Source organism: Yoonia sp. BS5-3 (assembly GCF_038069655.2).
GTDB lineage: Bacteria > Pseudomonadota > Alphaproteobacteria > Rhodobacterales > Rhodobacteraceae > Yoonia > Yoonia phaeophyticola.
The window spans coordinates 1,287,167-1,300,540 of the sequence record NZ_CP150951.2; the positions used below are offsets into that span (position 1 = coordinate 1,287,167).

The following is a 13,374-nucleotide window of genomic DNA, read 5'->3' on the forward strand; positions in this document are numbered from 1 at the left end:
TGCCGATATCAAGGTTACTGCATGGTTAAGGCAGTTAGCCTTTCATCGAGTCCCAGAAGCTTTTGACCGACTGGAAGAAGCTGGACCCTTGTGGGTTATTGTCTTCGCTAAGTTGATCAAATTCTTTGAGGATCTCGCGTTGGCGTGCCGTCAGCTTTACCGGGGTTTCGACGGCAAGTTCGATGAACATGTCGCCTGCAGAGCCACCGCGCAGTGCAGGCATTCCTTTGCCGCGCAACCGCATTTGCCGGCCGGATTGGGACCCTTCGGGTACTTTCACCCTGCTGCGTCCGCCATCGATCGTTGGCACCTCAATTTCGCCGCCCAGCGCAGCGGTCGCGATTGATACCGGCACCCGGCAGAACAGATTTGTATTTTCCCGTTCAAAGAGCGCGTGGTCGTTTACTTCTATGAAGATGTACAGGTCACCCGTGGGCCCGCCACGCATGCCTGCTTCGCCCTCGCCAGCGAGCCGAATCCGTGTACCGGTTTCCACCCCTGCGGGGATGTTTACGGATAGCGATTTCTCTTTTTCAACGCGGCCTTGACCGTTGCAGCTCTGACAAGGGTTCTTGATGGTCTGCCCCATGCCGTTACAGGTCGGGCAGGTGCGTTCGACAGTGAAAAAACCCTGCTGCGCGCGCACCTTGCCCATGCCGTTGCAGGTTGGGCAGGTTTGTGGTTCAGAGCCGCCCTCCGCGCCGGTACCATTGCATGACCCGCAAGCCACCGCCGTTGGGACCGTGATGGTCTTTTGCATCCCGCTGAATGCGTCTTCCAGTTTGATCCGCAGATTATAGCGAAGGTCGTTGCCACGTTGCGGACCACCGCGCCGTCCGCCGCCGCGTCCACCGCCCATGAAATCGCCGAATAGATCGTCGAATACGTCTGAGAACGCGCTTCCGAAATCGCCTTGGCCACGTTGGCCGCCACCGCCGCCGCCCATGCCGTTTTCAAAGGCCGCGTGACCATAGCGGTCATAGGCTGCCTTTTTGTTTGCGTCTTTCAGGACTTCGTAAGCTTCGTTGGCTTCCTTGAACTGCGCTTCTGCGTCAGGATTGTCTGAATTCCGGTCCGGATGCAGTTCTTTTGCCTTCTGGCGGTAGCCTTTTTTGATTGCCGCAGCGTCCGCCCCTTTGGGGACGCCAAGAACATCATAATAGTCACGTTTTGCCATGATTACTTTTCCCCCTTGGGAATGGAAAAGACCGGCCCTCAGCGCGGGCCGGTCAATTTCCTAAAGGCTGTGCGCCTTATTCACCGCGCTTGTCGTCATCCAGATCTTCGAAATCCGCATCGAGGATGTCGTCATCTGCTGCAGGTGCGTCAGGCTCTGCTTCGCCTTCAGCTTCTTGCTGCGCCTTGTAGATCGCTTCGCCCAGTTTCATGGCAGCTTCGGTGACGTTTTGAATGCCGGATTTGATTTTCTCGGCTTTCAGGTCGTCGCCTTCCAGGTCGTCTTTCAGCGCGGCAATTGCCAGCTCAATCGCTTCGATCGTGGTTGGATCGACCTTATCCGCATGCTCTTCCATCGATTTTTCAGTCGAATGGATCAGGCTTTCGGCCTGGTTTGTTGCATCGACAAGCTCGCGACGGTCCTTATCGGCCTCGGCGTTTTCTTCGGCGTCTTTCACCATTGCTTCGATGTCGTCATCTGACAGGCCACCAGAGGCTTGGATGGTGATTTTCTGCTCTTTGCCGGTGCCTTTGTCTTTGGCGCCCACTTCGACGATGCCGTTGGCGTCAATGTCGAATGTCACCTCAATCTGCGGCATGCCGCGCGGTGCTGGCGGGATGTCTTCGAGGTTGAACTGACCGAGCATTTTGTTGTCTGCGGCCATTTCGCGCTCACCCTGGAACACGCGCAATGTCACGGCATTCTGGTTGTCTTCGGCGGTTGAGAAGACCTGAGACTTTTTCGTCGGGATTGTTGTGTTCCGGTCGATCAGACGGGTAAAGACACCGCCCAGAGTTTCGATACCCAGCGACAATGGCGTGACGTCCAGCAGAACAACGTCTTTCACATCACCTTGCAGAACACCGGCCTGAATGGCCGCGCCCATGGCGACCACTTCATCTGGGTTCACGCCCTGATGGGGGTCTTTGCCGAAGAATTTCGCGACTTCTTCGCGGACCTTTGGCATCCGGGTCATCCCACCAACCAGAACAACTTCGTCGATGTCTGATGTGGACAAACCAGCGTCTTTGATCGCGGCCTGACATGGCTTCATTGATGCTTTGATCAGATCACCGACAAGGCTTTCCAGCTTGGCGCGTGTCAGTTTCATCACCATGTGCAACGGCTGACCGTCAGACCCCATCGAGATGAAGGGTTGGTTGATTTCCGTGCTGGACGAAGATGACAGTTCGATCTTGGCTTTTTCAGCGGCTTCTTTCAGACGCTGCAGGGCCATCTTGTCTTTCGTCAGGTCGACGGAGTTCTCTTTTTTGAACTCGTCAGCCAGATAGGTCACGATGCGCATATCAAAGTCTTCACCACCTAGGAACGTGTCCCCGTTGGTGGATTTCACTTCGAACAATCCATCATCGATTTCCAGGATGGTCACATCGAATGTACCACCACCAAGGTCATAGACCGCGATTGTCTTGCTGTCTTTTTTATCCAGACCATAGGCCAGCGCAGCAGCTGTCGGCTCGTTGATAATCCGCAGCACTTCGAGGCCAGCAATCTTACCGGCGTCTTTCGTCGCCTGGCGCTGCGCGTCGTTGAAGTAGGCTGGGACTGTGATGACCGCTTGGGTCACATCTTCGCCGAGATATGTTTCGGCAGTTTCTTTCATTTTGCCGAGGATGAAGGCCGAGATCTGGCTAGGGGAGTATTTCTCACCCTTGGATTCGACCCATGCATCCCCGTTGCCGCCGTCGACAACAGCGAAAGGCATGTTCTTTTTGTCTTTGGCAAGGTCCTTGTCATCGAACCGGCGGCCGATCAGACGCTTCACAGCAAAGATTGTGTTTTCCGGGTTCGTTACCGCCTGACGTTTTGCAGGCTGCCCGACAAGACGCTCTTCATCGGTGAATGCCACGATTGATGGCGTTGTCCGCGCGCCTTCGGCGTTCTCGATGACCCGTGGCTTTGAGCCATCCATGATGGCGATACAGGAGTTCGTGGTTCCCAGGTCGATACCAATAACTTTGGCCATTTTTCAAATCCCTCTAGTTAGGCGGTTTGAGCAGCGCGGACCCAATAAGGCACCCGCACCAGTTACATGTTTTTGCGCATGGGTCTCACCCAGCGCAACGATCTTGGCGTATATAGGGATGCGATTTGGGGCCTGCAACCATAGGATCAACAGCAAAATGGTAAACTTGGCCTGTTTTTTGCGGAAGCTTGATCGTTTGGCCAGCAAAGCGGCCTTTTGGCCACCTTATCGCCCTGCTGACCAACTTTTGGATACTTTGCCCCGTGTGTAGAATTCGCCCATCAATCCGATCATCAACAATCCGATTCCAACATAGATCGGGTATGTAATTGAGGTCACAAACGGGGAGTAATGGAGGAAGACGAAACCCCTGACCTGATCGATGATGTGGAACAGGGGGTTCCAGTCGAACAACGCAACCATCGATGCCGGTAGCAGGTTCACGACAAACATTTTACCCGAAGCGATGACATTGATCCTGATGTAAAGCCTGCGAATAAGCGGCGCCAAATCGGGCATCCAGGGCACAATAGCCCGAAAAATCAGCCCGACCCCAATCCCTGTGAACCAGGCGAGCAGCATCATCGCGAAGGCCCCCTTTGGATTGTAGATCGTGATGGGTGTGAAGGCGATGTGATAAACTGTCAGGATAATGCAGAGCGCGAGAAACTGCTGATAAAGAGAAGCTATCGCCGATGCTATTACAGCTACAATCGTATTCATCGGCGCATGCAGCATCATAGGCGATGCCGGTCCCGCAGCAGCAGCCACGGCCGACAGCGCCCGAATATGGGTCATGTACATAAAGATGCCGGTCATGATGTAGAGCAGAAAATCCCCCCTAATCGGAGAGCTGCGCATCCCCAGCACCATGAACATGATCAAGAAGGCACCAACCATGACAAGCACTTGCATTACGCTGAGGATCAGCCCCACTACCGCATTGCGATGTTCCTGACGCAGCTTTCGGACACAGGTGTGATAGATCACCTCTGCCATCGTGAAGACGCTGCTGGGGCGTCTGCTTGTTTCAGGTTGGAACATTCGTTGCTTTCAGTTTTGCCAGCGCCTGCCTAGCATGAACTTCTTGATGATCGCTTGACGGAGGACCATAAGGGCCGCGCGGCTTATTTTCAACAACAGGAACATCTAGCATGGACTATGAAACACTCACCAAGGTCATGCGTACGCTGGCGTTGCAAGCAGGCGAAAAGATCATGGAGATTTACGCCAAGGATGACTTTGATGTCCGCGCCAAGACAGATGATAGCCCCGTGACCGAAGCCGATGAAGCAGCAGATCAGATCATCAGTGCAGGCTTGCGCGCAGCGTTTCCCGATGTGCCGCTTGTCACCGAAGAGCAAGCCGCGTCCCATCTACAAGACGTTAACACATTTCTTATTGTTGACCCGTTAGATGGCACCAAGGAATTCATCAAACGCCGGGGCGAATTTACCGTGAATATTGCGTATGTTCAGGATGGGACACCTGTCCGTGGCATTGTCTATGCACCTGCGAAGGGACGGTTGTTCTACACGGATCCGGCTGGACAATCGGTCGAAGAAATTGGCGATTTTGCTGACGATAGCGTGGGGCCGGTTGCCCCGATGACCGTGCGCAAACCTGACAATGCTGGCCTGTTGGTTGTTGCATCCAAATCGCACCGTGATCAGGCGACGGATGATTACATCGGCAAATACAATGTCACCGACATGAAAAGCGCTGGTTCATCGTTGAAATTCTGCCTTGTCGCAGCAGGTGAGGCAGATCTTTATCCGCGTCTTGGCCGCACGATGGAATGGGACACAGCCGCCGGTCACGCAGTACTTTCTGGTGCGGGCGGCCAAGTGGTGCGATTTGATGACCACACCACGCTCAACTATGGAAAGCCCGGCTTCGAAAACCCCTATTTCATCGCTTTGGCGCCTGGTGTTGCGTTGGAAATGCCCTGATGTCTGTCCTGATCGTTATTCCTTCACGCTATGCGTCATCACGCTATCCCGGCAAGCCGTTGGCACAATTGCGCGGCAGCACTGGTGAAGCCAAAAGCCTTATTCAGCGGTCTTGGGAAGCTGCAATGCAGGTTGACGGCGCCGATAAGGTCGTCGTTGCAACGGACGATACCCGAATTGCCGACGCTGCAGAAGCCTTTGGCGCAAAGGTCGTGATGACCGCAACGACTTGCCAAAACGGAACCGAGCGTTGCGCGGAGGCCTTGGCACATGTTGCCGGGGATTATGATATCGTTGTCAACTTGCAAGGTGACGCTCCCCTGACGCCAGCGTGGTTCATCGAAGATTTGGTTGACGGCTTAAAGGCTAACCCAAATGCTGATGTGGCGACGCCGGTGTTGAATACCAGCGGTGCGATGCTGGATGATCTGCTGCAAGACCGCCGTGAAGGGCGTGTTGGTGGGACGACCGCGGTTTTTGGCACTGACAACAATGCGCTTTATTTTTCGAAAGAGGTCATCCCTTTCACCGGGCAGGAATATGCGCCGGACGCTGCAACACCAGTGTTTCATCATGTCGGGGTGTACGCCTATCGGCCGTCGGCGCTGCGTGCCTATATGGGCTGGTCCATGGGTCCGCTTGAGGCGCTTGAAGGGCTTGAACAGCTGCGGTTCTTAGAGCGCGGTGTGCAGATGCTGTGTGTTGAAGTTGAAGCCAAAGGTCGCCAGTTTTGGGAACTGAACAATCCAGAGGATGTCCCTCGGATCGAACAGATGTTAAAGGACATGGGGCATCCATGACTGGAAATTGGGCGAAATCGAGCCGGGTTCGACGTAACGTGATCGATTTCCGGCCATTTTAGTCTTAATGTGGCCCTGTTACATTGATACTGACTTTTTCAGCTTAAATTGGGGGCACGGTTATGCATAAAAAAGTCACGAAGGCGATTTTCCCGGTCGCAGGGATGGGTACGCGGTTCTTGCCTGCCACGAAGTCTGTGCCAAAAGAAATCATGACCTTGGTGGACCGCCCGTTGATCCAATACGCGATTGACGAAGCACGCGCCGCCGGGATTGAGGATTTTATCTTTGTGACATCGCGCGGAAAGTCAGCGTTAGAAGACTATTTCGACCTTGCCCCTGATCTTGAGGCATCGCTGGAGGCCAGTGGTAAGTTTGCACTTTTGGATACACTGCGCGACACCAATATGGATAGCGGCGCGATTGCCTATATGCGCCAGCACAAGCCGCTTGGTTTGGGTCACGCGGTGTCATGTGCGCGCAAACTTATTGGGGATGAACCCTTTGCGGTGATCCTGCCAGATGATGTCATCGCAGCTGAAACCCCCTGTTTACAGCAAATGGTTGAGGCCCACGCAGAAACGGGTGGCGCCATGGTCGCCACCATGGAGGTTTCGCCAGAACGCGCATCATCTTACGGCATTTTGGATATCTCACGCAGCGACGGGCCCTTGATGTGTGTGAAAGGCATGGTCGAAAAGCCAGCGCCCGGAAAAGCGCCGTCTAACTTGGCCGTCATCGGGCGCTATATTCTGACACCCGCAGTACTGAAAAATCTTGATACGATTGAGCGCGGCGCGGGCGGTGAAATTCAGCTGACTGACGCGATTGCCAAGGAAATTGCCGAAGGCCGCGATGTTTTTGGCTATCGATTTGACGGACAACGTTTCGATTGCGGATCCAAGGCTGGTTTTCTGCAGGCGACGGTGGCCTTTGCGCTTGCTCGGGATGATCTGCGCGATGAGTTCAGTGAATATCTGGCGCAAATCAAAACGTTCCAGCAGGCCGCGCAGTAAGGCGTACATTGCGCGGTCCCGGCGACAGCTATTTGTCAAAGCTCTGGTTTAGCTACCGCTTGCGTTGGAAGCGCCGCAGGTTGCTGTGGCGCATCTGGCGCAAGCGCCATCAGATAACAGCCGTTTTCGATCGAACCGCGCAAATCGCAGATGATGCTATTCTATGTTTTGCGACCGTCCGAAACGAAATGCTGCGATTGCCCTATTTTTTAGAGCATTATCGCAAGTTGGGCGTCACGCAGTTTTTGATTGTTGATAATGACAGTGATGATGGAACGACCGCGTTTCTGGCCGCGCAGCCGGATGTTTCGCTTTGGACCACCGCACATAGTTATAAGCTGGCACGGTTTGGCATGGATTGGCTGGGGTGGTTGCAATGGCAATTTGGCAGCGGCCATTGGTGTTTGACAGTCGATGCGGATGAATTGCTGATCTATCCTGACAGCGACACCAGGGGTCTGCCTGCACTGACAGACTGGCTGGATGCGCGCGATATTACCTCTTTTGGGGCGTTGATGCTGGATATGTATCCCAAGGGTCGCTTGGCTGATGTGGACTACCAGCCGGATCAAGATCCGATCGAAACGCTGTCTTGGTTTGATGCGGATAACTACCGTCATCGCCAGCATCCCATCTTTGACAACTTGTGGATTCAGGGCGGGGTCCGTGAACGTGTGTTTTTTGCTGGTGACCCCCAGAAATCCCCGACCCTTAGCAAGACGCCTCTGGTCCGGTGGCATTGGCGTCATGTTTATGTCAGTTCAACCCACCAAATGCTGCCCAGGTATCTGAACCATGTTTTTGATAAAAAGACAGACCGCAAGGTCACTGGTGTGCTGCTTCATACAAAATTTTTGCCGAATATCGGTGTAAAATCAGCCGAAGAGATCGACCGCGCCCAGCATTTTGAAAACAGCGCGGTTTATGTCGATTATCACCGTGCTTTGACCGAAAACCCGGTGCTGTGGTCCCCGCAATCATATTTGTATAAGAATGCCCAGCAGCTGATTGATCTTGGCCTGATGTCAAAGGGTGACTGGGGCTGACGTGACAACAGATAGAAATAGGGGCAGGTAACGAATACTTGGGCATTTGGACATCATATCGGCTTCGATTGCAGCGCAGGCGCTGGAAATTGCGCGCCCGCCGCAAAGCGCGCGAACTGACCCCTGTTGAGGATCGCACAGATCAAATTAGGCCGGATGATATCCTTCTGTTTTGTACCTTTCGGAACGAAGATATTCGCCTGCCATATTTTCTGGAGTATTATCGCAGCTTGGGTATCAACCATTTCTTATTTGTTGATAACAATAGTGATGATGGCGGTTTGGAATATGTTGCCGCTGAACCGGATGTATCCGTTTGGTCAACGACTGCGGGCTATGGCGACTCGCGCTATGGTATTGATTGGCTCACGTGGTTGCAGGGCAAATATGCCCACGGGCACTGGGCATTGACGGTCGATGTTGATGAATTCTTTGTCTACCCATTTTGCGATACGCGCCCTATCCGCGCGCTTGCAGATTGGCTTGATGCCTCAGAAGTGCGTTCTTTTGGCGCGATGCTTTTGGATATGTATCCAAAGGGGCCTGTCACGGACGCCGTTTATAAGCGGGGGGCAGATCCGCTGGATGTCGCAAATTGGTTTGATCCGGGCAACTATATCATGAGCCGCAACAGACTTATGCGTAACCTGTGGATACAAGGCGGTCCACGCGCACGCATGTTTTTTGCAGACAAGCCCAAAAAAGCCCCGGCGTTGAATAAAGTGCCGTTCGTGAAGTGGCGCCGGCCCTATGCTTATGTCAGCTCGACCCATATGATTTTGCCGCGCGGCTTGAACCTTGTTTATGATCAACAAGGTGGCGAGAAAGCGTCGGGTATTTTGTTGCATGCGAAGTTCCTGAACACGTTTTCTGATCGCGCGACTGAGGAGGTCGCCCGCGCAGAGCATTACGGCCGGGGTCAAGAATACAAATCCTACATAGCCGAGCATGGCGTCGCACCGGACCTCTGGTCGCAATGGAGCGAGCAATATATCAACTGGCGCCAACTTGAGATTTTAGGCCTGATGTCCAAGGGAAATTGGGCATGAGCGTTGGCGTTGTCATGTTGGTTCATACCGCATTTGATCGGGCCGAGCAGGCGGTGCGCCATTGGGTCGCCGGTGGGTGCCCGGTTGTCGTGCATGTCGACAAGGATGTTGATCGGCACACTTATGATACTTTTGTCGCTGCTTTGTCAGATCTGGACCACGTTCTTTTTTCAAAGCGACACCGTTGTGAGTGGGGTGGTTGGGGCCTTGTCGCGGCATCGCAGGCTGCCTCAACCTTGCTGCTGGAACAGTTTCCCGATGTTCGGCATGCCTTTCTCGCGTCAGGGTCCTGTTTGCCACTGCGCCCAATCGCTGAGTTGCGGGCATATTTGGATGCCCGTCCCGATACGGATTTTATCGAAAGCGCCACAACGGCCGATGTGCCTTGGACTGTTGGCGGCCTTGATCGTGAACGTTTTACCCTGCGGTTTCCTTTTTCGTGGAAAAGGCAGCGTTGGCTGTTTGATCGTTATGTCCAGGTGCAACAGCTGGTCAGGTTAAGGCGCCGCATTCCCGAAGGCATTGTGCCGCATATGGGGTCGCAATGGTGGTGCCTGACACGCAGCACCTTGCAGGCGATCTTGAATGACCCGCGGCGCAAGCGCTTTGACGCTTATTTCAAACTGGTTTGGATCCCTGACGAAAGCTATTATCAGACATTATCGCGCTGCCATGCCAGGAAGATTGAAAGCCGTTCGCTGACGCTTTCTAAATTTGATTTTCAGGGCAAGCCGCATATCTTTTACGATGATCATCGCGAATTGCTATTGCGGTCAGGCTGTTTTGTGGCGCGCAAAATCTGGCCCCATGCTGATGAGCTATATGCAACCTTTCCCGTCAAGATCCCATCGGTACCGGCGCAAACCGAACCTGCCCCGGCAACGATTGATCGCCTTTTTGCAAGCGCGGTGGATAGGCGGTTGAATGGGCGGCAAGGGTTATTCATGCAAAGCCGCTTTCCGAACACAGATCGGGAAAAGGGCATCGCAGCTACGCCTTATGCGGTTTTTCAGGGTTTGGATGACCTGTTTCCGGATTTCACCGACTGGCTCTCGCGACGTAGTGGTGCGGAGATACATGGGCATCTGTTCGCAAAGGACCGCGTGCATTTCTCGGATGAGGCGTCAACTTATCGCGGCGCATTGTCGGACAATGCACGCTTGCGTGATTACAATGGCCGAATGTTTTTGACGAATTTGCTATGGGCCGGACGAGAGAAAACCCATGGTTTTCAATTTGGGCCAGCTGATAGCCAGGACATCAGATGGATGATTGCCAAAGATGCGCAAGCGCGCATTTGGGTTGTCTCAGGTGCTTGGGCGGTGCCGTTATTTTTGTCTGGTCGATCAGCTGCAGATGTGCGGGCTGAAGCGGCCCGGTTGCAGAGGATCGAAAACAAGTTTTTGAAAATTCTGCGCTCTAGTCACACCCGTGCGCGCATCGAGATCACAACACTGGCTGATTTCATGCAATCTCCCATGGATATGTTGCAGGACATCATTGACGATATTGCCGGTCATCGCGGGCAAGCCGTCACGGAGGTACCAAAGATGGCGGATTTAAGTGGTTTGGCTGGGTTTCTGCAGGACCTCAAAAATCAGGGCATGCATCCTTTTCTCACTGGTGAATTCACCGGGCAGACGCAGCGGAGCAGCAATGATGTTGATCAGCCAAAGCCTTATGTTGTGGGCGGAAAATGACCAAGTTTCGTTCTTTCATTATGTTGGCCGAAATGCGTACGGGGTCCAATTTTCTTGAATCTAACCTGAATGATCTGGCTGGTGTGCGTTGCTTGGGCGAACTTTTTAACCCCGCATTCATTGGTCACCCAAAAACAGATGATGTTCTTGGCATGACGCTTGACGCGCGCGAGGCTGATCCACTGGCGTTGCTGACCAAAGTGCAAGACCAGGAAGAACTTTGTGGGTTCCGCTATTTTCACAATCACGATCAGCGGGTGCTTCAACCCTGCTTGCAGGATAAACACTGTGCTAAGATTATTCTGACGCGCAATCCCGTAGATAGCTTTGTCAGTTGGAAAACCGCGCAAGCAACCGGACAATGGAAACTGACAAACGCAACCCATGCGAAAAGCCACCAGATCACCTTTGACCCAGAAGAGTTTACGGTCCATTTAGAGCAGTTGCAGGCGTTTCAAACCCGTGTGCTCCGGGTGTTGCAGACGACGGGACAGACGGCCTTTTACATCACCTATGACGATTTACGCGATATTGATGTGATCAATGGGTTGGCTGCGTTCTTGGGTGTGAATGCGCGTCTGTCGAACCTCAATCGGAAGCTAAAAAAGCAAAACCCTGAACCGCTGGAGGACCGGGTTGCGAATTTCACGCAAATGCAAGAGGCGCTGGGCCAGCTTGACCGATTTGATTTGTCACGCACGCCCCATTTTGAGCCGCGGCGTGGACCGGCCATACGAACCTATATCGCGGCAGCGCAGGCACCACTGGTTTACATGCCGTTGCAGTCCGGGCCGGAAGCGGCGGTTTCCCAGTGGTTGGCTAACCTTGATCAAGTTGATGTGTCGGCGTTGCAGAATAAATTCACGCAAAAGACGCTGCGCCAATGGCAGCGCAACACGCCCGGCCATCGAAGCTTTACTGTATTGCGTCATCCGCTTGCCCGTGCGCATGCCGCATTTTGCGACCGTATTCTGCAGGATGGTCCTGGCAGTTTTCGTGAGATCCGCGCGAACCTGCGCCGGGTTCATAAGTTGCCGATCCCTGAACAACGTCCGAATTTGCAGAAGTCATCAGGCTATGATGTTGCGGCGCATCGGATGGCGTTTTTGGCCTTTTTGACCTTTTTGCGAAATAACCTATCGGGGCAGACAGCCATTCGCGTCGATCCGGCTTGGGCGGGTCAATTGACCTGTCTGCAGGGCATGGCAGAATTTATGCTGCCGGATGTCATTTTGCGCGAAAACATGTTGGCGGCTGGCTTGTCCGATCTGGCAAATGATGTCGGTCTTCAAGACGCGCCGGACATTATCGATGCTGTCCATCCGCATGAAGGCTGGCTTGCGGCTATTTATGATGCGGAACTCGAACGTGCCGCGCGCGAGGCCTATCAGCGCGACTATGATGTATTTGGATTTGAGGCCTGGGGCTAGGTCTTGACCCTAGGCAGCCTGCGACGGCTGAAATTCCGTTAGAATCGTATGGAGCGTTGCCGGTTCGCTATTGGCGCGCAGCTTAGCGCAAATTGCGTTATCGCGCAGCGTCCTTGATACCAGCGCCAGCGCTTTAAGATGATCGACGCCCGCATTTTCCGGGGCGATCAACGCAAAGATCAGATCGACAGGCTGCCGATCCACAGAATCGAATGGCAGAGCTTTTTCTAAGCGCAGAAAGATACCTTTGACATCGGTTGCATCCGCCATGCGCGCATGGGGCAAGGCAACGCCTTGACCCACACCCGTTGGGCCTAAACCTTCGCGTTGGATTAACGCGTCAATGACGGCGGATGGGTTCAATCCATAACTGGTTTCAGCCAATTCGCCCAAATCATGAAACAGTCGCTTCTTGCTGGTGCACGACGAAATCGTTTTCACTGCAGAAGGCTGCAAAATCTGTCCAATTTCCATGGGCCGTTTCTTTCACCAAGCGTCGGGGTCAACCCGATATGCGTGGGTCAATCCAACCAATATTTCCATCGTCTCGTCTGTAGACGACGTTGATTCCGTTATGTTTCTCATTGCGGAAGACAAGCACGGGCGCACTCGCGATTTCCATTTGCATCACCGCTTCGCCGACGGACAGTGAGGGGATCTTGGTCTCCATCTCTGCCACGATCATGCCGTTTACAGTGTCATGTGTCGCCTCATCCGACTCGTCTCTTGGCTCGAGGATATATGACCCTGCATCCGAAAGTTCAACTGGTTGCGAGCGACCGCTGTGATGATCCTTAAGACGCCGTTTGTAACGACGCAATTGCTTGTCCATTTTTTCGCCGCTGCCATCAAAAGCGGCGTATATCTCATTCGCCTTCCCTGTTGCTTGCGCAGTCAGACCTGTCGATAGATGAACGATCGTCTCGCACACGAATTCATGGCCAGACTTAGAAAAGACAACATTGGCATCAGTGGGGCGTCCTGCGTACTTTTTTAGGATTTCGTCCAGCTCAGTCCTGACATGGGATTGCAGGGCTTCGCCAATATCGATTTGTTTGCCGCTGATTTGATACCGCATCGTTTCTCCAGTTTGATTTGATCGGGCATGCGCAAACGCCTCCGGCTCGGGGGCTAGAGCGCATTATCCCGGTGATTGAAAAACGATAACAGCCCGTTAAAGCTTCGCTGATCCCCACACACGGGCACAATTGCCAGCG

At 53.5% G+C, this 13,374-nt stretch carries 12 protein-coding genes; 7 read left to right on the forward strand and 5 right to left on the reverse strand.

Annotation, left to right across the window (positions count from 1 at the left end; all coding sequences use genetic code 11):
• Positions 1-34: 34 nt before the first annotated feature.
• The 3 genes from dnaJ to AABB29_RS06570 form a co-directional block, all read right to left on the reverse strand.
• Positions 35-1,177 carry a molecular chaperone DnaJ gene (dnaJ, locus tag AABB29_RS06560; RefSeq protein ID WP_341367697.1) on the reverse strand — a complete coding sequence of 381 codons (1,143 nt, stop codon included), beginning with the start codon at positions 1,175-1,177 and terminating at the stop codon, positions 35-37.
• Between the two features lie 76 nt (positions 1,178-1,253).
• Entirely contained in the window at positions 1,254-3,164 is a 1,911-nt protein-coding gene (gene dnaK, locus AABB29_RS06565) for a molecular chaperone DnaK (RefSeq protein WP_341367696.1), read from the reverse strand.
• 225 nt (positions 3,165-3,389) lie between these two features.
• Entirely contained in the window at positions 3,390-4,208 is an 819-nt protein-coding gene (locus AABB29_RS06570) for an ABC transporter permease (protein ID WP_341367695.1), read from the reverse strand.
• 110 nt (positions 4,209-4,318) lie between these two features.
• On the opposite strand from AABB29_RS06570, the gene cysQ reads away from it, so the two are divergent.
• The 7 genes from cysQ (at position 4,319) to AABB29_RS06605 (ending at position 12,157) form a co-directional block, all read left to right on the forward strand.
• Positions 4,319-5,116 (forward strand): 3'(2'),5'-bisphosphate nucleotidase CysQ, encoded by a 798-nt coding sequence (gene cysQ / locus AABB29_RS06575; RefSeq protein ID WP_341367694.1) that lies wholly within the window; start codon positions 4,319-4,321, stop codon positions 5,114-5,116.
• Entirely contained in the window at positions 5,116-5,916 is an 801-nt protein-coding gene (gene kdsB / locus AABB29_RS06580) for a 3-deoxy-manno-octulosonate cytidylyltransferase (protein ID WP_341367693.1), read from the forward strand. Before cysQ ends, kdsB begins: the two co-directional genes overlap by 1 nt.
• A 122-nt stretch (positions 5,917-6,038) precedes the next feature.
• A complete protein-coding gene (locus tag AABB29_RS06585) occupies positions 6,039-6,932 on the forward strand; it encodes a UTP--glucose-1-phosphate uridylyltransferase (RefSeq protein WP_341367692.1) in 894 nt (297 codons plus the stop codon).
• Positions 6,933-6,940: 8 nt separating this feature from the next.
• Positions 6,941-7,978, forward strand: coding sequence for a glycosyltransferase family 2 protein (locus AABB29_RS06590; protein WP_373636838.1), 1,038 nt, complete (start codon positions 6,941-6,943; stop codon positions 7,976-7,978).
• 38 nt (positions 7,979-8,016) lie between these two features.
• Positions 8,017-9,027: a glycosyltransferase family 2 protein gene (locus tag AABB29_RS06595; protein WP_341367689.1), complete on the forward strand. Its 1,011-nt coding sequence runs from the start codon at positions 8,017-8,019 to the stop codon at positions 9,025-9,027.
• Positions 9,024-10,727: a beta-1,6-N-acetylglucosaminyltransferase gene (locus AABB29_RS06600; RefSeq protein WP_341367688.1), complete on the forward strand. Its 1,704-nt coding sequence runs from the start codon at positions 9,024-9,026 to the stop codon at positions 10,725-10,727. The genes AABB29_RS06595 and AABB29_RS06600 overlap by 4 nt, the downstream gene beginning before the upstream one ends.
• Positions 10,724-12,157, forward strand: a complete 1,434-nt coding sequence (locus tag AABB29_RS06605; RefSeq protein ID WP_341367687.1) for a sulfotransferase family 2 domain-containing protein — start codon at positions 10,724-10,726, stop codon at positions 12,155-12,157. Before AABB29_RS06600 ends, AABB29_RS06605 begins: the two co-directional genes overlap by 4 nt.
• A 9-nt stretch (positions 12,158-12,166) precedes the next feature.
• On the opposite strand, the gene AABB29_RS06610 is transcribed toward AABB29_RS06605, so the two are convergent.
• Both AABB29_RS06610 and hpf read right to left on the reverse strand, forming a co-directional pair.
• Entirely contained in the window at positions 12,167-12,631 is a 465-nt protein-coding gene (locus AABB29_RS06610) for a PTS sugar transporter subunit IIA (protein WP_341367686.1), read from the reverse strand.
• A 28-nt stretch (positions 12,632-12,659) separates the two neighbouring features.
• Positions 12,660-13,235 (reverse strand): ribosome hibernation-promoting factor, HPF/YfiA family, encoded by a 576-nt coding sequence (gene hpf / locus AABB29_RS06615; protein WP_341367685.1) that lies wholly within the window; start codon positions 13,233-13,235, stop codon positions 12,660-12,662.
• Between the last annotated feature and the right edge of the window lie 139 nt (positions 13,236-13,374).